The sequence below is a fragment of the Collinsella sp. LCP19S3_C9 genome (assembly GCF_052121575.1).
Lineage (GTDB): Bacteria > Actinomycetota > Coriobacteriia > Coriobacteriales > Coriobacteriaceae > Collinsella.
The window spans coordinates 84,693-104,940 of record NZ_JBQKDZ010000004.1 but is presented as its reverse complement, the minus strand read 5'-3'; the positions used below and the strand labels follow the sequence as shown (position 1 = coordinate 104,940).

Here is a 20,248-nt window from a genome sequence, read left to right as displayed (position 1 = left end):
ATGTCCGATAAAAAGACTCCCTGGCGTGTCCTGGTAATCAACCCGGGTTCCACTTCCACGAAGGTGGGCGTTTTTGAGGGCGATGAGTGCAAGCTCAGCAAGAACGTTGCGCACGATGCAAAGGACCTTGCCCAGTTCGACGGGGTTTCGGCTCAGATGCCGTATCGCTGCGATCTGATTCTTGGAGCACTGGAGGAGGCGGGCCTAAAGCTCGAGGACTTTGATGCATTTGTCGGTCGCGGCGGCGGCTTACTTTCGCTGCCCGGCGGCACGTATGCCATCAATGAGGTCATGCTCGAGCATGCCCGCATCGGTGCGAACGGCATTCAGCACCCGGCGCAGCTGGGTCCCCAGATTGCCCATGAGTTCGCCTCAAAGACGGGAAAGCCCGCTTTTGTGGTGAATCCTCCCGATACCGACGAGCTGTGCGACCTCGCACGTATGACGGGCATTAAGGGTGTGTATCGAAACGTGCATCTGCACGCCCTTAATCTCAAAGAGACCGCCATCCGCCATGCGGCAAAGCTCGGTCGCCCCTACGATGAGTGCAACTTCATCGTTTGCCATATCGGCGGCGGCATCTCTATCTCGGCTCATCTTAAGGGCAAGATGGTTGACGGCAACGACATCGTCGGCGGCGAGGGCCCCATGGCACCGACGCGCTGCGGATCGGTTCCCGCGATCGAGGTCGCAAAGTACACCGCGGAACACGGCCTTGATGTCGCCCGCGCCCATTGCATGAAGACCGGCGGTTTCGTTGACCTTTTGGGTACCTCCGATGCCATCGAGGTGTGCGATCGTGCTGCAGCGGGCGATAAGGCCGCAACTCGCGCCTGGGATGCAATGGTCTACCAAATCTGCAAGTGGATTGGCGAGATGGCCTGTGTGCTGAAGGGCGATGTCGACGGCATCTTGCTCGGAGGCGGCATGGTCCACAGCAAGGAGCTCGTTGCCTCGATTGAGGAGTGCTGCTCTTGGATCGCCCCCGTATCGGCTTATCCCGGCGAGTTTGAACTCGAGGCGATGGCGTCCGGCGCCTGCCGCGTGCTCGATGGCGTCGAGGAGGCGCTCGTGTACAGCGGAGAGCCCGTGTTCGCCGGATTCAACGACTGATAGTGCTGTATTTGGGGCGGCCGATGGTGACGTCCGGCCGCCCCGACCCTTTTCTTTAAGTGTAAGGATGGATCATGGATAAAACCAAGATTAAGTACCTGGTGGGCATTTATGCCGCCGCCATGTGCATTATGGGCATGTCGGTGCCCGTCCCCATCGTGGCCTCTGTCGCGGCGGCGTTTCCCAACGAAAACATCGCTGCCGTCCAGATGATCATCGGCATCATCCCGTTGATGATGGCGCTGTCCGCTATGCTCGTTTCTTCCCAGCTCGCCTCTCGCGTGTCCAAGAAGAAGACGACGCTTGTCGGTCACGTTATCGTGATGCTGGCAGGCGCCTCGGTGCTGGTGTTCCACGACTCACTCGGCCAGGTCTTAGCGGCTTCTGCCGTGATGGGCCTTGGCCTCGGCGCCGTGCAGAACTCGACCGACGCCTTGATCGCCGACTATTTCGGCGGAAAGCAGCGCTCGTTTGTCATGGGCATCTACTCCACTTTTGTTGCACTGGGCGGCATTATCTGGACGATGGTTTCCGGCATTTTGGGTTCTGCCGAGTGGTTCCACAGCTATGCGGCGTACTTCATCATGATCATTTTCATCGTGATCGAGGCTGTTTGCCTTCCCGAGGGTCATCTTGAGCCCAAGCGCAAGGTCAACGTGTTTGCCAATATGCCTAAAGAGGTCGCAAATATCACGCTCATGAGCTTTGTGTTCGTACTCACGTTCCAGCTCTTCAGCTCCAACGTTTCGCTGCTTGTCGTGGGTCGCGGCTTTGGCGGTACCGTGGAGTCCGGTCTTGCCTCTACCGTTATGACCGTTGCCGGTATTGCGGCTGGTCTTTTGGTCGGTCCGCTGTTTGCCAAGTTTAAGAACCTGGCTATGCCGATCGCATGGGGCGTGACGCTCGTTGGCCTGGGCATGACGCTGGTTGCGCCCGCCTTTATGGTGCTGTGCGTTGCGGGCTTTGTCGTTGCGCTGGGCAAGGAGACCTACGTGCCGCTGGAGGGCAATTTTGCCGCCGGCAACTCTGCCCCCGAGGGACGTGCGTTTAACCTCGCCATTGGCATGGCAGGCATCAACTTTGACATGGCACTGTCTCCCATTGTGTTTGAGGCCGTGACGTCGCCGTTTGGTGCAACGATTGACCAGAAGTTCATCGCCGGCATGATCGTCTGTGCGGCTTGTGTCGTCTTTGGCGCCATTAAGTATCGCAAGCTCACCCCGGCCCAGCTTGCCGAGGCCGAGACGATGGCGGCCAGCGGCGAGGCGGAGTAGCCGCTCTTGTAGTTGCTTCGCCGCACATCATGTTTTATCGGGGCCGCCGACATATGCCGGCGGCCCTCTTTCTATCAATGACTTTGAAAGGCTTTAGGCTATGAAGTTACCTGTCAACCGCGTTATCGGTATTCTCAACGGCTTCTTCAACCCGCTATTGCTCTGCGCGTTTCTCCCCATCATTGAAGGGGCGCCTGGCTTGGATCTGACGAGCCCCACGGGCTTTTGGGGACAACTCATCGTGGCCACGGTGATCGCCGAGGTTCTGAGCGCACTCCCGCTGTTTGGCAAAACGGTTGGTATGTGCCTGGACTTTTTTGGTTTTGAGCAGGGGAGTGCATCGCACAAGATCGCCGGTACGGTCATCGGCGCCACGCTCCTTTTTATGGTGATCGGTTTTGGCGAGATTGCCTTCCAGGGAGGATTCGGAACGATTGAAGGCCGTACGTTCTTCGCGCGCTGGGCGGGCCTTGTCACAAAGGGGTGGGCTTTTGTGGTTATCGCCGGCGTGCTGCTCGATCCCTTTACAGCGGCTCTCGGCCGCATGATAGCTCGCGAAGAGAACTAATAGCTCCTCGCCTATCGAATGCCGGCGGACGGGGTGCCGGGGCTGTAGTCTTCCGAGCGTTTGCAGCCCCGTCGCTCCGTCCGCCGGCATTCGACCGCAACATGTTGGTCAAGCATAATCTTTTGGATTCTTTTCGCGTGAGCGGCTTGGTTTTGGTAGGATTTGTCGGCGGCTTGACTAGGGGGTTTTATAACTGCCTTGCAGGTAGCCGCGTTGGTAACGTTTTACCGACTTGCCAAGAAACCCTCATAATTAATGTGTCTGTAAAATGACCAATTGCTTTGACCTGCTGAAACACTATATGTTGTGTTTAACCTAAAAAAAGAATACAGGATATAGAGGCGTCTTTGTCGTATGATAGATGTCGGACAGAGAACGAAGACCTTGTTCGTCCCATTTGGACACGCCTTTGAGCCGCTTGATCGGCCGCGAGGATTGTCCGCATGAGGACCTATGGTTTATCGAGAACACAGATTGCGCGACGGCGCCGCAAGACAGGGACAAGCCCTGCCAGGCATCGTTTGGCTCTGAAGCGCAATGGGATTACGACGCGAAAGAGGCAAGAGGATGAAGATCATCAAGCGCAGCGGCACCGAGGTTGCCTTTGACATCGATAAGATCGTCAATGCGATTCGCGCCGCCAACTTGGAGGTCGAGGAGGGCTCTCGTCTTACCGACCGCCAGGTGATCTACGCGGCGCAAAACGTCGCCGAGGCATGTGAGAAGGCCGGCCATACCGTATCGGTCGAGGAGATCCAGGATCTGGTCGAGGACGAGATCATGCGTCTCGACTGCTACGAGGTCGCTCGCCGCTACATCATCTATCGTTATGTTCAGAGCCTGAAGCGCCAAAAGAACACGACCGACGACAAGATCCTGTCGCTGATCGAGTGCAATAACGAAGAGGTTAAGCAGGAGAACTCCAATAAGAATCCGACCGTCAATTCCGTTCAGCGCGACTATATGGCCGGCGAGATTTCCAAGGACCTGACCCAACGCGTGCTGCTGCCCCAGGAGATCGTGGATGCCCATAATGAGGGCCTGATCCATTTCCACGATTCGGATTACTTTGCCCAGCACATGCACAACTGCGATCTGGTGAACCTGGAGGACATGCTCCAGAACGGCACCGTTATCTCGGGCACGCTGATCGAGAAGCCGCACAGCTTCTCGACCGCCTGCAACATCGCGACGCAGATTATCGCCCAGGTTGCTTCCTCCCAGTACGGCGGTCAGTCTATTTCGCTGACCCATCTCGCCCCGTTCGTTGAGGTGAGCCGTCAAAAGATTCGCGGCGAGGTCGCTCGCGAGCTTGAGGAGCTCGGTGTTTCGGCATCTGCCGAGAAGGTTCGCGAGGTCGTTGAGGAACGCCTGCGCGATGAGATTCGTCGCGGCGTCCAGACGATTCAGTATCAGGTCGTGACCCTTATGACCACGAATGGCCAGGCGCCGTTCGTGACGGTCTTTATGTATCTCAATGAGGCCCGTACGCCCCAGGAGAAGCACGACCTTGCCATGATTGTGGAGGAGACGCTTCGTCAACGCTATGAGGGCGTTAAGAACGAAGCCGGCGTGTGGATCACCCCGGCGTTTCCCAAGCTCATCTACGTGCTCGAGGACGATAACATCCGCGAGGATTCGCCGTACTTCTATCTGACCAAGCTCGCCGCCAAGTGCACCGCCAAGCGCATGGTGCCCGACTACATCTCCGAGAAGAAGATGCGCGAGCTCAAACTGTCTAAGGGCGAGACCGCCGGCAACGGCGATTGCTATACCTGCATGGGTTGCCGCAGTTTCCTGACGCCCGACCGTTCGGGCAACGGCTTTAACAATGTCGCCAACGCTCTGAACTATGACCCGACCAAGCCTAAGTACTATGGTCGCTTTAACCAGGGTGTTGTGACCATCAACCTGCCCGATGTTGCGCTGAGCTCGCATCAGGACATGGACAAGTTCTGGAAGATCTTCGATGAGCGCCTTGAGCTGTGCCACCGCGCCCTGCTGTGCCGTCATGAGCGCCTGATGGGCACGCTTTCGGATGCTGCGCCGATTCTTTGGCAGTACGGTGCCTTGGCGCGCCTTAAGAAGGGCGAGACGATCGACAAGCTGCTCGTGGGCGGTTATTCCACCATTAGCCTGGGTTACGCCGGTCTGTATGAGTGCGTCAAGTACATGACGGGCCACAGCCACACCGAGAAGGAGGGCACGCCGTTTGCCATGGCCGTCATGCAGCACATGAACGACAAGTGCGCCGAGTGGAAGGCCGAAAGCGATATCGACTTCTCGCTGTACGGCACCCCGCTTGAGTCGACGACCTACAAGTTCGCCAAGTGCCTGCAGCGCCGTTTCGGCATTATCCCGGGCGTGACGGACAAGGGCTACATTACTAACAGCTATCACGTCCACGTGTCCGAGGAGATCGATGCCTTCGACAAGCTTAAGTTTGAGGGTATGTTCCAGCAGCTTTCGCCGGGCGGTGCTATCTCCTACGTTGAGGTTCCCAACATGCAGGACAACCTCAAGGCGGTCATTCGCGTAATGCAGTACATCTACGACAACATCATGTACGCTGAGCTCAACACCAAGAGCGATTACTGCCAGGTGTGCGGCTATGACGGCGAGATTCGCATTGTCGAGGACGATGGCAAACTGGTGTGGGAGTGCCCCAATTGCGGCAATCGTGACCAGGAGAAGATGAATGTCGCCCGTCGCACGTGCGGCTACATCGGTACCCAGTTCTGGAACCAGGGTCGAACCGAGGAGATCCGCGACCGCGTGCTGCATCTCTAATAACCATCCCAGGCTGCCCCGTAGCGAGGCCCCGGACCTTTACTCGCTATTTCGGACAGCCCTGGCTCACGACGGAGGCGCCACTGGCGCCTCCTGTTCGTGCGGAACTCATATCGAGCAAAGGTCCGGGGCCTCGCTACGGGGCAGCCAAGTTGATGTAGCTGAGATGCAGTATGCGGTCTGCTCACTCCTCGAAGTTCTTGGCGGAAATAATTCGAGCTGCAGCTGCGATTTACTTGCGATGGCGGTTGAGCCGCAACCCAGTTTTTATTGGACCTCGAACCCCATACTCGATGTTCGCTTTGTTCACCGAGTGTCGCTCGCGAGGGATCTGGAGCATATCGTCCCGCCCGCAGTTTCGCAGGCCGAAGGCCGAGAATGTTTGAGGACGGGATGATATGCTCCAGACCCCCAGGAAGGTTACCTATGAACTACGCGAACATTAAGTATTTCGACATTGCTGATGGAGAAGGCGTTCGTACTTCTCTGTTTGTGAGTGGGTGCCGTCGTGGGTGCAAGAATTGTTTTAACTCCGTCGCGTGGGACTTTGCCGCGGGTGAACCGTTCGATCGTGCCGTCGAGGACAAAATCATCGAGAGTCTTGATCATCCCTTTATTGATGGCCTGACGATTCTGGGCGGGGAGCCTATGGAACCCGAGAACCAGGCGGGGCTCGTTGATTTTATCGAACGCGTGCGTGCGACCTATCCTGTGGAGTCTGGGAAGACCATTTGGTGCTTTACCGGTGATGTGCTCGAGGAACTAATGCCGGGCGGCCGCCACCATACCGACGTGACGGACCGTATCCTTGCTTGCCTCGACATGCTGGTAGACGGTCCGTTCGTTCAAGATCTGTACGATATCTCGTTGCGCTTTAGGGGCTCGAGCAATCAGCGCGTGATCGACATGAACGCCACGCGCGCTCGTGCTGCGCGCGAGGGCGTTGCGCTTTGCGACGCTGTGGAGCTTTGGCGGGACGATCCGGTCTATTCGACCCATACTATGTAGCTGGAAGAGGTTGCGTGCCAGCGTGGTACCATAGCGCGAACGCGAAATCGAAAAAAGTGAGGCCCAGATGGTCGATCAGGAAAAAGTCGAGACTGCTATTAAGCTGCTGCTTGAAGGTATAGGCGAGGACCCAACTCGTGAGGGCCTACTGGAGACCCCGGCACGCGTCGCCCGTATGTATGGCGAGATTGCCGGCGGTATGGGCCGGAGTGCCGAGGAGCACCTGTCCAAAACCTTTGCCGTCGCTTCGAACGATTTGGTTATCGAGCGCGACATTACGTTTTACTCGCTGTGCGAGCACCATCTGCTGCCGTTTTATGGCAAGGCTGCGATCGGCTATATCCCTAACGGTCGCGTGGCGGGTCTGTCTAAGCTTGCTCGCACGGTTGAGGTCTATGCCCGTCGTCTGCAGCTGCAGGAGCAGCTGTGCGCGCAGGTTGCCGATGCCCTCATGGAGTATCTTGCTCCCCAAGGGGCGATCGTGCTGATGGAAGCCGAGCATATGTGCATGACCATGCGCGGCGTGCAAAAGCCCGGTACCAAGACCGTAACGCTTGCTCGTCGCGGTGTCTTTGAGACCGATCCCGCGCTCGAGGAGCGATTCTTTAGGATGCTGGGCCGCTAACCATGAGAGTCGTCAACGACTTTACATCGAAGACCGATGAGGGGACGCCGCGTCGCGGCTTTATGGCTTCGGGCCTGACTCCCTTTGGCGCCATGCCTCGCATTGATTACATTTGTGCCAACGGGCTGTTCCGGCGACACCTGGGCAACATTGCACAGTTGGAATCGGGGCGCATCTTTTGCCGCCACGGTATTGACCATCTGCTGGATGTCGCGCGCATTATGTGGATTAAGAATCTTGAGGAACAGCTCGAATTTGACCGCGAGGTCATCTACGCCACGGCACTTCTTCACGATATCGGCAAAGATGAACAGTATGAATCGGGTATATCCCATGATGTTGCAAGCGAGCGCGTCGCTGATGCGATTCTTGGCGGCATGCCCGATGACGTGGCATTTGATCCGGCCGATGCCGCGGCCATTAAGACGGCCATTTTAGGCCATAGAAAGCTGCGCGTGAACAGCCAACCGCTGGAGCGTCTGCTCTATGCAGCCGACAAAGCGTCGCGCGCCTGCTTTGCATGCCCCGCGCGCAATGCCTGCAACTGGAGCGATGATAAAAAGAACCTGTCGATTCGCGTGTAGTTGGTTTGCGCGGTCGGGGTTCTAAACGAAGGAGACGATCGCGATGGGTAACAAGAAACTGCCCGAGAATGCAACCAAGACTGAAGGCGCCGAGCTCGCCCGCCGTGGAAGGGGCGAAATATCCACCGCAACGGCGGTGCCCCACGTGAGCTATGACGATCTGCGCCATGCCGATCGCATCACCGTTGAAGGTCTTGAGGTCTTTGCCAACCACGGCGTGTATCCCGAGGAGAACGCCCTGGGTCAGAAGTTCATCGTGTCCTTGGTGCTCTATGCCGACCTGCGTGCAGCAGGGGAGCACGATAACCTGGATGCCTCGATTGACTACGGCTCGGTGTGCCACGATGTCGATGGCTATCTGCGCGAGCATACGTTTAAGCTCATCGAGGCCGCAGCCGAGGGCGTGGCCCAGATGCTGCTACGTCGTTACCCTCTGCTGCTCGGCGTGCGTGTTAAGCTCGATAAGCCTTGGGCGCCCGTCGGTCTTCCCCTGGCAAGCTGCGGTGTCGAGATCGAGCGCGTGCGCTAACCGGTTCTAATACGTCTCTATGGGTGGCTGCTTGAGCCGCTGCGACAGAGCTCTATTGTTGGGGCAGTACGTGTCGAGCAGGGCGTGAAACCGCTGATTGTGGCTTGGCTCGAGCAAGTGGACGAGCTCGTGGGCGACAACCATGTCAAGGCACTCGACGGGGTAGGCGGCAAGCTCGCGTGCGATGCGAATGGCACCGGTTTTGGGCGTACACGAGCCCCAGCGCGTTTTCATGCTGCGCACGGAAGCGCGGGAAGCGACGACACCCATTGCGATTTCGTATGTGCGCACCATATCGCGCAGCGCCGTGGTGACCTCGGATGTATAGAGCTGGTCGATGCGGGCTTGGAGCTCATCGGGCGTTAGGCCGTCGAGGGCCGTGCGCTGCTTTGCCTGCGCGCGCCCACTTGGCTCGTCGGTACCCATAAAACTTGCGAAGGTGGCCTGTTTGGGTCGCGGTGCGGGTGATGCAAAGTTGTGATCGAGCGCATCTTGTACCGTGATGGGCTTGCCCCAAAGCGCAATGATGGACGAGGGGCTGAGCGGCTCTCGCTCCGTCGCCTGACGTTGCTCGCGCTGGGCAAGTCGGCTGATAATCCAGGCGCTGTTGCGCTTCACAAATGCTTCGATACGCTCGCGGGTGGCGCCGAGCGGCGCACTGGCGTGGACCTCACCGCTCGATGTGACGCGTAGGTTGAAGTTCTTGACACGCTTTTTGGTAACGACGACGGGGATGGGCATCCCATCCGGTCGGGATACGGAAATCGTAAACTGCTGCGTCAAAAGCGGTCCTTCAGATTGGGGACGGGCCGGCATGTCGACCGTTCGGCATGCCGGCCCGCTCAAGGGATGTGAAATTAATAACGCTCAAAGAAGGCAAGCGCGTTGTCGCTGCAGAGCTTTTGCATCACGGTCTTGCCAAAATGCTTGGAGAGCATGTTCTGGAACTCGGGCATCTTGCTGGCATCGGAGAGGAAAGCGGGCACCGTGGCGCCGTCCCAGTCGCCGCCGAGCGCGATGACGTCCTCGCCGCCCAGGTCGAGCCAGTGCTCGATATGTGCCGCCAGCTGATCGAAGGTGACGTCTGCGGCGGTCTTGTCGGTTGCGTCGTTGGAAAGGAACTCGCTGCAGTAGTTGAGGCCGACGATGCCACCCATGTCGCGAATGGTGCGGAACTGGTCGTCGGTAAGATTGCGTTTGGCGCCGCAAACCGCACGGGAGTTGGAGTGGCTGGCGACGAAGGGACGCGTGGCGCGGACGGCGACCTCGTCAAGGCACTCATCGTTGAGATGGGAGACGTCAAGCACCATGCCGGCGTGCTCCATCTGCGTAAGTGCCTCGATGCCGGCGGCGGTGAGGCCGGCGTGGGTATCGTGTCCGCTCGCGAGCGGCCCCTGCGCGTTCCAGCTGAGTGATGACATGAGTACGCCCAAGCTCTTGAGCACCTCGATCAGTGCGGGGTCCTCGGCAAAGAACGTGGCGTTTTCGATGGTGTGGATGCAGGCGACCTTGCCGTCCTTGAGCGCGGGGCGAATGTCCGCGGCGCTGCGCACGTTGACCATGCGGTCGTGGTTGAGCATGGCCTGGCCGCTCATATGCGCCATGATCTGCGCCTGGAAGCGCGCGGCGTGGGCGGTGGGAATCTCGTCGGGGATAAACGTGGCGAAGCACTGTGCCCACGGCGTGTTGCCGATCTTTGCGAGCGAGATGGCGCAGGCATTGCCCTCGATGAGGTCGAAATCTTGCGGATGCGTCTCGTCGCCGGGGAAATAACCGTCGGTGCCGGCGGTAAAGCGCAGGTCGAGATCGAGCGTGGCCCAGCCGATGCGGTCGGCGGTGTCGCAGTGCAAGTCAAATACGGGATATGCCATGGTTCCTCCGGTTGCAGCGTTTCTTTGCAAACTGTCTTCGAATTGTATGACTAGGGTATAGTTAGCGCCATACGTTCATGGCGGCCCGCGTTGTGTGCCGCCCTTATCACGGAGGTTTCCATGTCCAACCAGGGCAAGAAGGTCAAGACTCATTATCGCGGCACGCTCGACGATGGCACGCAGTTCGATAGCTCCTACGATCGCGGCGAGCCGCTGGAGTTCACCTGCGGTGCCGGTCAGATGATCAAGGGCTTCGATGCCGCCGTTGTCGACATGCAGGTGGGCGAGAAGAAGTCCGTGCACATTCCTGCTGCCGATGCCTACGGCGAGCACAATCCCGAGATGGTTATCACCTTCCCGGCCGAGCAGGTTCCCAACATCGAGCAGATCGAGAAGGGCATGAAGCTCTTCCTGTCCACGCCGAGCGGCATGCCTGTCCCTGCCGTTGTCATCGATGTGACGCCCGAGGCCGTGACGCTCGATGCTAACCACGAGCTGGCCGGCAAGGATCTCAACTTTGATATCGAGCTCGTCGAGGTCGAGGATTAGAGTATGCCTGAACGCTTGGTTTCGACGACATGCTTGGGAAATCTCAACGATCCGTCCTATGAACTCCTGCTTCGTCGGGAGCTGGGTGGCATCTTTGAAGTTGACGAGCTACTGCTCGATTGGGACCAGGCTGATGCATGCGCGTTTGCGGGCGTGACGGAGCTGGGGCGCACGGTCGATGTTCGGCTGGATACTGCCGACGGCAGTCGTCTTGCCGACGGCGACGTGCTCGCCATCGACCGTTCGGGCATGGTGCCCGTGGCGGTTGTCGTGCGCCTGCGCAGCGCCGAGGTTTATTTGGTCGAAGTCGACCGCATGGATCCGATTGCGCTCGCGCATGCGTGCTGGGAGATCGGCAACATGCATGCGCCGCTTTTCCGAGGCGATTCGGACGAGCATACCGTGCGCATGTATACGCCGGTGCAGCCTGTTTTGGGCCGCATGCTCCGGGGCGTCGAGGGCGTTATGCTCTCGGTGGTTAGCCGTGAACTCGATACGGACCGGCGTTTTGCGTCGAGTGCGGCGTATGCCGTTGTGAGCATGGCTCCCGACTTTACGATCGTAAAAAAGGCGCGCGGTTAACGTGCGTATGAGCAAGACGGAATTTGAGAGGCAGCTATTCAAAGTCCGTCTTGCTGTTGATGAGGTGCTGTGGGGGAAAGCATATGGGTCTTGAGGGAATCAAGCTGATTGCATGCGATTTGGACGGCACGTTGCTGCATCCGGGGGAGTGCGAGCCGCGTTCCGAGGCCTTTGAGCTCATCGATGAGCTGCATCGTCGTGGCATCGTGTTTATGCCGGCGAGCGGCCGTCAATATGCGAGCTTGCGCTATCTGTTTGCCCCGGTGGCCGATGAGCTCGCCTATGTATGCGAAAACGGAGCCCTCGTGATGAGCGAGGGGCGTGCCGTTGTCAAGCGTTCCATGGAGCGTAACCTTGCTATGGATATCGCAAATGCCGTGGTTGCGTATCCCCATGCCGACGTGACCCTTTCCTGCGAGGGGCACCTCTACACCATGAGCGGCAACGATGCATTCGTCGACCATTTGCGCTACGAGGTCCATTGCGATGTGGCGGTGGTCGACCGCCCCGAGGACATCGACGAGGACGTCATTAAGATCGCGTTTCAAACGCCCGAGACAGAGCAGCCGGCGGCGCTGGAGTATTTCGTCCGTCGCTTTGGCGACCGGGTCGATGTGATGACGTCGGGAACCGAATGGACCGACTTTATCGGCTTTGATTCGGGCAAGGGGTCCGCGCTTGCCGATTATGGTCGTGCGCTGGGGATCTCACCTAACGAAATGATGGCGTTTGGCGATAATGAAAACGACCGCGACATGCTCAACGTGGTGGGCCATCCCTATCTGATGGAGAGCTGCAATCCCAGTATGCGCGGTATCAACGACCGCGTCCGTTACGTGTGCACGGTCGAAGAAGAGCTGCGTCGCCTACTTGCTGAGTAGACATTTGGGACATGCCTGGAAATCTTCCTTTTGCCGCAATCGGTGAAAAGTTGATTTTAAGGCATGCCCCAAAATCTACCTACAGTTGGGGCAGAGGCCCTCGAAGATGGTGTAGTGCGAGCTGACGCTCCATCCGATTTGTTCGGATGCCCTGGCGTCGAGCTGGGTATTGAAGGGGAGCGGCACATCGATGACGCGGCCACACGAGGTGCAGATGATATGCGCATGCGGTTCGATGGCACGATCGAAGCGGCTGCCGCCCGGCGTTTTAATCGAGAGAATCTCCCCGGCATCGGCCAAGAGATTGAGGTTGCGGTAGACCGTACCGCGGCTGATTTTGTCATCCTGCGCGCGCACAGCGTTGTAGATCTCTTCGGCGGTGGGATGGTTGTAGCTTTGGCGCACGGCATCAAGAACTAGCTTTCGCTGCCTGGTATTCCTTCTTTGCACCGCCATGCGCCTCGCCTCTTTTCTATTAACGATCGTAGGTAAATGATACCGTATTTAGCACACAATACTAATAATGAGGAGTGAAACCGTCTTCATTGGCAAGTGGGGCTCGGACCTGGGCGTCTACGAGGCGAAAACGCGTTCCCATGCGCTCGTAGGAGGCATGAAGCGCCTCGAGATGAGATAGGATGTTTGCTGGAGCTCCCTGTATCTCCATCTCGACTGAGCCGTCTTCCATGTTACGCACCCAGCCGGTGAGTGCGCGTGCCTGCGCGAGGTTGGTGTTGGTAAAGCGAAAACCAACGCCTTGGACCTGTCCCTCCCAGCGCAGGAAATAGCGCAGGGGAGTGTCTTGAGTGGCCTCGTCGCTTGCGAGCACAGTAAGCCTGCGGCGCAGCTCGAGCTCGACGCCAGAGGGCTTTTGGGGCTCGCGGCTGCCGCCGGCGACGCCCGAGAAAAGCTTGTCGAAAATACCCATCGCTAGGCCTGCTTGACAGAATCGGCGGGGAAGGTAATGCCGGCCTGTTGGCGCACGGCATCCATGATGCGCAGCGAGACAAGCGTGACGTCGCGATAGTGGCCAAGCTCGTGACGTCCCGCCGGGGTCTCCCAAATCTCTTCCTTGACGTTATCGATGCCGCCGATGGCGGTGATAAAGTCTGCGAGTTCGTATTCCATGGTGTTGCTCGATTTGGGAAGGTCGAGCACGCGGCCGTTGTCGCTCTGTTCGCGCGGCGCCTCGGTCGCCGAGCCGCGTACGACATCGCCGCGATAGTCGATGCGGACGTTGCGGGGCGTGGACAGATGGTCAATCTGGATAGTGCCACGCTCGCCTTCGATCTGCGAGGGCAGTAGGTCATTCGTAATTTTGGAGTGCGCGAGCTCGACGGAGATACGGCCACCGCCGTAGCTGGCGAGGATGGAACCGCAGCCATCGATGGGGCCATGGGTGAGCTCTTGCGTGGTGGGGTCGAGCAGAGTAGCCATGCTCGTAAGGCCGGAGGGCATGCCGAAGATCTCGACCATGGGCTCGACGGTGTAGACGCCAATATCCATGAGGGAGCCCGAGGCCATGTGGCAGTCGAAGATGTTGGTGGCGCGTCCCGCGAGAACCTCGTTGTAGCGTGAAGAATACTTGCCAAAGCGCAGTGAGGCGCGACGAATGGGCGCAATCTCGCCCAGGGCGTCCTCGATGGCGTGGAAAGCGGGGTCATGGAGCGGGCGCATGGCCTCGAGGGCTACGACGCCCGCCGCCTCGGCGGCGCGGAAGACTTCCAGCGCCTGCGCCTCGGTGGCGCAGAAGGGCTTCTCGACGATGACGTGCTTGCCGCTGGCGATGCAGGCAAGGGCCTGCTCGTAGTGAAGTGCGTTTGGGCTGCCGATATAGACGGCGTCGACGTCGGCGGCTGCTGCAAGCTCATCAAGTGAAGTAAAGTTTCGTTCGCCGCCGTGCTCGGCAGTAAAGGCGGCGCCGCGCTCGGCGTTGCGCGAGAGCGTGCCTACGAATACAGCCTGGTCGTTGGCATTGACGACCTGGATAAAGTCGTCGGTGATCATGGATGTGCCGATGGTCGCGATGCGCAGCATACGTCCCCCTTGCGTTGTTTTGGTCTACAGGATGAGTGTAGCGCGTGGGGATATAAAGCTGCGCGAAAACGCTATTACAGGTCGCTCTCGTTAAAGCCGGTGTCGATATCGAGGTTGACTCCATCGGCCGCAGTGGTGGCGAGCTCGTCGCAGCGCTCGTTGAGCTCGTGGCCGGCATGCCCCTTAACCCAGATGAACTCCACCTTATGCTTGCTCTTTGCGGCAAGCAGGCGCTCCCACAGGTCGCGGTTCTTAACGGGCTGCTTGTTGGCAGTTTTCCACCCGCGCTTTTTCCAACCGTCGATCCAGTGCTTGTTAAAGGCGTTGACGACGTACTGCGAGTCGGAGTGGACCTCGACCTCGCAGGGACGGTTGAGTGCCTCGAGCGCCACGATGACCGCCATGAGCTCCATGCGGTTGTTGGTGGTCTTGACGTAGCCACGCGAAAGCTCGGAGGTGAAGGTCTTGCCGGCGGGGTTGGTGTATTTGAGCACGGCGCCGTAGCCACCGCGTCCCGGATTGGATCGAGCCGAGCCGTCGGTATAGATGATGACCTTCACAGACTTCCTTTCGTCGAGTTCCTCTCTTGCGGCTGTCTATTGTATCGCCGGTCCATCCTGTTTTATGCGAGGCGCGCCGCTCCACAAGGATGGTGGAGACGTTGTCGCCAAGAAAGATGGGCGACCTGAATTGTCAAGAGCTAGAGGGCTTTTAAATCTGCCATTTCTATCCCGTCCCCAAATGGTTGGTTTTCGTGGATGATGCGATCGAGTTCGTCGAGGTATTGCCGCAGCAGGGGAGAGGGCTTGCGCTCATCGTGCATGATGTAGCCCACGCGCATCGTTGGAGCGTCTGCCAACGGGATCGATGCCATGCCCCATTGCATTTCATTGGAGAGGACACCGGTCGACAAAGTGTAACCGTTCGACGTGATGAGCAGATTGGTGAGCGTGCCACGGTCGGAAACGCGGATGTTGCGGTCGCAGGGGATATAGCTAAACGGCTCCTCGGCGTAATAGAAGGAGTTTGAGGTCCCCTGCTCAAAGCTGTAGCGCGTATAGGGCGTAAGGTCGGCAAGCGATAGCTGGGGGCGGCGTGCGAGCGGATGGCGCTCGCTAACGAAGACGTGGACCGTTGCATCGAAGAGGGGATGGAAGCTTGCGCGGGCGTCGGCGAAGGCCTTCTGCAGGACGCGGGCGTTAAAGTCATCCAGATACAGAATGCCGATATCGCTGCGAAATGCGCGGACGTCGTCGATGATCTGTGACGTGGTGGTCTCGCGCATGATGAACTCAAACTTACTGTCGCGGCAGCGCTCGACGACGTTGACAAAGGCTTCGACCGAAAAAGCGTAGTGCTGGGCCGAGACGGCAAGGCGTGCCTGGGGTGTGCCGCCGTCCTCGTAGCGGGCCTCGAGCATATCGGCCTGCTCTACGACCTGGCGCGCATAGCCTAAAAGCTCGGTGCCGTCGTTGGTGAGTGTGACGCCGCGGCTGGAGCGCGTAAAGATTTCCAGACGGAGCTCCTGCTCTAGGCTTTTGACGGCGTTGGAGATATTGGATTGCGCGGTATAGAGGCGCTGAGCTGCGGCGTTGATCGAACCGGACTCTGCCACGGCGATCAAAAAGCGAAGCTGTTGGAGGGTCATCGGCGCCCGTCCTTTCGAGTGTTATCTATAAAACCGATAACAGGTTAGCGCTTTTAAGTGATTGACCGCGCGAAACAATGCTCGTACTATTCAAAACACACAAAGGTGGTAGGTAATTAAGCCGACCACGAGAACGGGATGTCAAAAGGAGGACCGCATATGAACTGCTTACTAAGACGAATGCCGGGCTCCTGCTTGCGCCCGTCGGCGTGATCAGGAGACGGCGACTTACTTCTCTTACTCTTATTACTTTTGTTCGATCAAGGAGATCATCATGAGCCAGTTTATCAACAACCCCGAGCACACCTTTGGTTTCGACACCCTGCAGCTGCACGTTGGCCAGGAGAGCGCCGACCCCGCATCCGATTCCCGCGCCGTGCCTATCTACCAGACCACGAGCTATGTGTTCCGCAACTCCCAGCACGCCGCTGACCGCTTTGGCCTTGCCGACGCCGGTAATATCTACGGTCGTCTGACCAACTCCACCCAGGGCGTCTTTGAGGACCGCATTGCCGCGCTCGAGGGCGGCGTTGCAGGTCTTGCCGTCGCCTCTGGCGCCGCCGCCATCACCTATACCCTGCAGGCCCTCGCTCAGGCCGGCGACCATGTGGTGGCCCAAAAGACCATCTACGGTGGTTCCTACAACCTGCTGGAGCACACGCTCTCCCAGTTTGGTGTCGAGACCACCTTCGTCGATGCCCACAACCTGGACGAGGTCGAGGGCGCCATCAGGGACAACACCACGGTCATTTACCTCGAGACGCTCGGTAACCCCAACTCCGATATCCCCAACATCGACGCTATCTCCGAGGTCGCCAAGAAGCATGGTCTTCCGGTTGTCGTCGACAACACCTTCGGCACCCCGTATCTGTTCCGTCCGCTGGAGCACGGCGCCAACATCGTCGTTCACTCTGCAACTAAGTTTATCGGCGGCCACGGCACCTCGTTGGGCGGCGTGATTATCGATGGCGGCAACTTTGACTGGAAGGCGAGCGGAAAGTACGCCCAGATTGCTGAGCCCAATCCCTCCTACCATGGCGTCTCGTTTACCGAGGCCGCCGGCCCCGCTGCCTTCGCGACCTATGTCCGTGCTATCTTGCTGCGTGACGAGGGCGCCTGCATTAGCCCGTTTAACGCCTGGGTCCTGCTCCAGGGCACCGAGACCCTGTCGCTGCGCGTTGACCGCCATGTCGAGAACACCAAGAAGGTCGTTGAGTTCCTGATCGGTGACGGCCACGTCGCCAAGGTGAACCACCCGAGCCTGCCCGAGCACCCCGACCATGAGCTGTACCAGAAGTATTTCCCCCGTGGCGGTGCCTCGATCTTCACCTTTGAGATTAAGGGTGGCCAGGAGGCAGCTTGGAAGTTCATCGATCATCTGCAGGTGTTCTCGCTGCTCGCCAACGTGGCCGACGTCAAGTCGCTCGTCGTGCACCCGGCTACCACCACGCACTCCCAGCTCTCTGCCGAGGAGCTCGCCGAGCAGAACATCACGCCCTCCACGATCCGTCTTTCCATTGGTACCGAGAACGCCGAGGATATCATTTGGGATCTGAAGCAGGCCTTTGCCGCGCTGGACGAGTAAGGCGACTTGTGCAAGGGCCCCTTGCGACTCGATAGGTATAACTGCATAAAATGCCTGCTCAAGGCGCCTGCGCGAACAATGGTTGTGCAGGCGCCTTATTTGCATAGGAAGGGCGCTGTTGCAGGGTTTTTGGCATGCTTTATGCAATCGAGATGTGGAAAACTCCTGTTGAGAGGATGTGAGTTTTACGCAAATGACGTGCACCTTTTGAGAAAAACCGCAGGTCGCGATTTACTCGGGGTACTATGCAGCGCGATCGAATCACACGCAGCTTAAACGCAGCAAAAACTCACTACGGAGGTTTCCAGCTACATGAGGATCGATTCACGAAAACCGAAGGCCGCCGCCCTTTCTGCCACGCTTGCCGTGGCGCTTTTAGTGGGTGCCGGCGTAACCGATGCCCGCGCGGCAACACTGTCCGACGCGGTCGGATCAACGCCGTCCGAGGCGACCCTGATGCAGCCCGTCGACTATCGTAGCGACGGCTTTGGCTCCATGCAGGAGTGGAACGCCTCGATGGGGGCCAAGCGCGATTCCCTAGAGGTCCGCGCGCAGATCATCATGAACATGTACGGTGACTATGCCACCGATGACGAGCGCGCTGTACTGCAGGGTTGTATCGACGGTGCGGGCAGTCTTTTGACGATGGAGGAGGTCGACGCGAAGTCGGCCGAGCTCGACGAGCTTCGCTCCACGCTCGAGGATGCTAAGCGCGAGGCGCTCGAGGCTGCGGCCGTCGAGGCAGAAGCTGCCGAGGCCGTTCAGGCTTCGTATTACAACGCCGGCTCCGGCTCGTCTTACGCGTCTGCTGCGTATTACGCGAACGGCTCGGGCCTGACGCGCTCGAGCGGCGTCAATAACTACAACGGTCGTCGCGAGACCTATTACAGCAGCAACGTGTTGTATCACCACCGCACGGGTGAGTGGACGCTGGATTCCGAGGGCTTTTGGCGTGATTCCGACGGCTACTACGTGGTGGCTGCGAGCGATAAGTCCCAGGGCTCGACCTTTACGGGCTCTAAGGGCGAGTGCAAGGTCTACGATTCGGGTTGCGCAGCCGGAACTACCGATTACTACACCGGTTGGTAATCTGTCGGCATCGATTGCACATGATGGACGGGCGTCTTTACTGAGCTTTCGGGCAATGTAAAGTCGCCCGTTTTTATATGCATTTGGGTTAACAGAGCCCTTACCGTGGCACTACGTTGGGCATATGGGCGCGGGGCACACTAAGTCATGAGAAACAAGGTCTTTCTCGTGGAGGAAGTGATCCCATGAACGCTCGAGATGTCGCTATTGCCGTCGTTGCCCTTTTGATCGGATGTCTTGGTCCGACGGCGGCGTTAGTTGCCGGCTTGCAGTCCACTACGGGTGCTGCTCCTGTGGTTGTGAGCGCCTTGATTGCAGCGGCGCTGTTGGGAAGCGCCGGCGTGGTGCTTTGCCGCGATGACGAGGACGAGGTCCCGGAGTCGCAAAACGAGCCTCAGTTTTAGCCTCGGCCTAAATGCGACAGGCCTTCGCGAGCGATGGGATCCTCGCGAAGGCCTGTCTGCTTACATTGCGCGCGTCGCCGTGCGGGCGAGGCTACCAGCTGCTTTCTATTTCGCGAATCCTCTGGTAGAGCCAATCGTTTTGCGGCACTTGGATATCGTGTTTGGCCGCCAGGCGGCAAATGGTGCCCGCGAACTCCTCGACTTCGGTTTTACGTTGTGCGATGCGGTCCTGCGCCATCGAGGGCATGCCGGCGGGATCGATTCCCTCGATGAGGTGCACCATCTGCGTCAGGTCTGCCTCGGTAAGCCCAACGCCCTCGGCGTTGGCGACCGCAAGTGTCTCGCGCATGGCGGAAACAAAGCAGCGACGCTGCTCGGAGTCCTGTTCCGTGGCGCTCCCGTACGTGCCGCCGTAGGCCATGCAGGTCTGGTTGATGCCATCGTTGAGCATGAGTTTGGCCCACATGCGGTGCGCAATGTCGCTCTCGACGGTATGGGCGATGCCGCAGCGCGTGTAGAGCTCATCGATGGCGGTGACGGTTGCGGGCTCGGTGCCTGCTGCCGCGCCAAAGCGAATCTCGCCCGCATTGGTAAAGGTGAGCGCGCCGTTAAGGAATACGGCGTCCATGCCCTGGCAGATGCCCAGGACGGTGTGCTTCCAGCCAAAGCGCTCGGCTATTTTCTGCTCGCTCGTAATGCCGTTGCACAGCGAGGCGATGAGCGTGTTGGGTCCCACGACGCGCTCCATAGTCTTGAGTGCTTGGTTGAGCCCCGTCGTCTTGACCGTGAGAATGACCAGATCGGCGGGCGTTGCCTCGCTGGCGCGGACGGACTTGAGCGTGCAGGGCTTTCCGTTGACGGTGAGCGCATCGCCCACGTGGCGCTCGAAACGCGCGTCATCCATGACGTATTCGACGGCATCGTTGCCGAGGGTCTTGGCAATCATGCTGCCGTAGAGCAGGCCGACGCCACCCTTGCCGATAAAGGCGACCTTGTTGATCTGCATGTGAATCATCTCCCCATATAAAAGGCGCCCGCATATGGGGCGCCTGATGGATTGTATGCCGCTGGGGCATGTGGCGTACACCGGAGGCTGAATTTAGAAGAACAA

General features: G+C 58.7%; 22 protein-coding genes. 14 read left to right on the top strand and 8 right to left on the bottom strand.

What is annotated here, in order from left to right:
- The 8 genes from buk (at position 1) to folB (ending at position 8,491) form a co-directional block, all read left to right on the top strand.
- Positions 1–1,113 (top strand): butyrate kinase, encoded by a 1,113-nt coding sequence (gene buk / locus ACTQXI_RS03220; protein WP_441548318.1) that lies wholly within the window; start codon positions 1–3, stop codon positions 1,111–1,113.
- A gap of 74 nt (positions 1,114–1,187) precedes the next feature.
- Positions 1,188–2,387, top strand: a complete 1,200-nt coding sequence (locus tag ACTQXI_RS03215) for an MFS transporter (RefSeq protein ID WP_441548317.1) — start codon at positions 1,188–1,190, stop codon at positions 2,385–2,387.
- A 100-nt stretch (positions 2,388–2,487) separates the two neighbouring features.
- Positions 2,488–2,955 (top strand): hypothetical protein, encoded by a 468-nt coding sequence (locus ACTQXI_RS03210; RefSeq protein ID WP_441548316.1) that lies wholly within the window; start codon positions 2,488–2,490, stop codon positions 2,953–2,955.
- Positions 2,956–3,522: 567 nt separating this feature from the next.
- Positions 3,523–5,745, top strand: a complete 2,223-nt coding sequence (nrdD, locus tag ACTQXI_RS03205) for an anaerobic ribonucleoside-triphosphate reductase (protein WP_427718616.1) — start codon at positions 3,523–3,525, stop codon at positions 5,743–5,745.
- A gap of 426 nt (positions 5,746–6,171) precedes the next feature.
- Entirely contained in the window at positions 6,172–6,753 is a 582-nt protein-coding gene (nrdG, locus tag ACTQXI_RS03200; protein WP_427727760.1) for an anaerobic ribonucleoside-triphosphate reductase activating protein, read from the top strand.
- Between the two features lie 67 nt (positions 6,754–6,820).
- Positions 6,821–7,378, top strand: coding sequence for a GTP cyclohydrolase I FolE (gene folE / locus ACTQXI_RS03195; protein WP_427718613.1), 558 nt, complete (start codon positions 6,821–6,823; stop codon positions 7,376–7,378).
- A gap of 2 nt (positions 7,379–7,380) precedes the next feature.
- The gene (locus ACTQXI_RS03190; RefSeq protein WP_195838586.1) at positions 7,381–7,962 is read left to right on the top strand and encodes an HD domain-containing protein; all 582 of its coding nucleotides are present in this window, start codon (positions 7,381–7,383) and stop codon (positions 7,960–7,962) included.
- Between the two features lie 43 nt (positions 7,963–8,005).
- Positions 8,006–8,491 carry a dihydroneopterin aldolase gene (gene folB, locus ACTQXI_RS03185; protein ID WP_441048575.1) on the top strand — a complete coding sequence of 162 codons (486 nt, stop codon included), beginning with the start codon at positions 8,006–8,008 and terminating at the stop codon, positions 8,489–8,491.
- A gap of 6 nt (positions 8,492–8,497) precedes the next feature.
- Here the strand turns inward: folB and ACTQXI_RS03180 are convergent, their stop codons facing one another.
- Both ACTQXI_RS03180 and ACTQXI_RS03175 read right to left on the bottom strand, forming a co-directional pair.
- Positions 8,498–9,274, bottom strand: coding sequence for a M48 family metallopeptidase (locus ACTQXI_RS03180; RefSeq protein WP_427718607.1), 777 nt, complete (start codon positions 9,272–9,274; stop codon positions 8,498–8,500).
- A gap of 74 nt (positions 9,275–9,348) precedes the next feature.
- A complete protein-coding gene (locus ACTQXI_RS03175) occupies positions 9,349–10,362 on the bottom strand; it encodes a dipeptidase (protein WP_441548315.1) in 1,014 nt (337 codons plus the stop codon).
- Between the two features lie 120 nt (positions 10,363–10,482).
- On the opposite strand from ACTQXI_RS03175, the gene ACTQXI_RS03170 reads away from it, so the two are divergent.
- From ACTQXI_RS03170 to ACTQXI_RS03160, 3 genes are all read left to right on the top strand, one after another.
- A complete protein-coding gene (locus tag ACTQXI_RS03170; RefSeq protein WP_441015842.1) occupies positions 10,483–10,911 on the top strand; it encodes an FKBP-type peptidyl-prolyl cis-trans isomerase in 429 nt (142 codons plus the stop codon).
- 3 nt (positions 10,912–10,914) lie between these two features.
- Positions 10,915–11,493 (top strand): urease accessory protein UreE, encoded by a 579-nt coding sequence (locus ACTQXI_RS03165; protein WP_441548314.1) that lies wholly within the window; start codon positions 10,915–10,917, stop codon positions 11,491–11,493.
- Positions 11,494–11,576: 83 nt separating this feature from the next.
- Positions 11,577–12,374, top strand: a complete 798-nt coding sequence (locus tag ACTQXI_RS03160; RefSeq protein ID WP_441548313.1) for an HAD-IIB family hydrolase — start codon at positions 11,577–11,579, stop codon at positions 12,372–12,374.
- 75 nt (positions 12,375–12,449) lie between these two features.
- Here ACTQXI_RS03160 and ACTQXI_RS03155 read toward each other — a convergent pair whose 3' ends face one another.
- The 5 genes from ACTQXI_RS03155 to ACTQXI_RS03135 form a co-directional block, all read right to left on the bottom strand.
- Positions 12,450–12,830, bottom strand: coding sequence for a Fur family transcriptional regulator (locus tag ACTQXI_RS03155; RefSeq protein WP_154517406.1), 381 nt, complete (start codon positions 12,828–12,830; stop codon positions 12,450–12,452).
- A 61-nt stretch (positions 12,831–12,891) separates the two neighbouring features.
- Positions 12,892–13,302 carry an acylphosphatase gene (locus ACTQXI_RS03150; protein WP_427795950.1) on the bottom strand — a complete coding sequence of 137 codons (411 nt, stop codon included), beginning with the start codon at positions 13,300–13,302 and terminating at the stop codon, positions 12,892–12,894.
- A gap of 2 nt (positions 13,303–13,304) precedes the next feature.
- Positions 13,305–14,411: a Gfo/Idh/MocA family protein gene (locus ACTQXI_RS03145; protein WP_427718592.1), complete on the bottom strand. Its 1,107-nt coding sequence runs from the start codon at positions 14,409–14,411 to the stop codon at positions 13,305–13,307.
- Between the two features lie 74 nt (positions 14,412–14,485).
- Complete coding sequence (gene rnhA, locus ACTQXI_RS03140) at positions 14,486–14,971, bottom strand: ribonuclease HI (RefSeq protein ID WP_441548312.1); 486 nt, start codon at positions 14,969–14,971, stop codon at positions 14,486–14,488.
- A 140-nt stretch (positions 14,972–15,111) separates the two neighbouring features.
- Positions 15,112–16,059 carry a LysR family transcriptional regulator gene (locus ACTQXI_RS03135; protein WP_427747969.1) on the bottom strand — a complete coding sequence of 316 codons (948 nt, stop codon included), beginning with the start codon at positions 16,057–16,059 and terminating at the stop codon, positions 15,112–15,114.
- A 274-nt stretch (positions 16,060–16,333) separates the two neighbouring features.
- Between ACTQXI_RS03135 and ACTQXI_RS03130 the strand changes: the two genes are divergently transcribed.
- From ACTQXI_RS03130 to ACTQXI_RS03120, 3 genes are all read left to right on the top strand, one after another.
- Entirely contained in the window at positions 16,334–17,644 is a 1,311-nt protein-coding gene (locus tag ACTQXI_RS03130) for an O-acetylhomoserine aminocarboxypropyltransferase/cysteine synthase family protein (protein ID WP_441038734.1), read from the top strand.
- 312 nt (positions 17,645–17,956) lie between these two features.
- Entirely contained in the window at positions 17,957–18,733 is a 777-nt protein-coding gene (locus tag ACTQXI_RS03125; RefSeq protein WP_441548311.1) for a hypothetical protein, read from the top strand.
- Between the two features lie 185 nt (positions 18,734–18,918).
- A complete protein-coding gene (locus ACTQXI_RS03120; RefSeq protein WP_154517389.1) occupies positions 18,919–19,137 on the top strand; it encodes a hypothetical protein in 219 nt (72 codons plus the stop codon).
- A gap of 91 nt (positions 19,138–19,228) precedes the next feature.
- Here the strand turns inward: ACTQXI_RS03120 and ACTQXI_RS03115 are convergent, their stop codons facing one another.
- Positions 19,229–20,143: a ketopantoate reductase family protein gene (locus ACTQXI_RS03115; RefSeq protein ID WP_441048581.1), complete on the bottom strand. Its 915-nt coding sequence runs from the start codon at positions 20,141–20,143 to the stop codon at positions 19,229–19,231.
- Between the last annotated feature and the right edge of the window lie 105 nt (positions 20,144–20,248).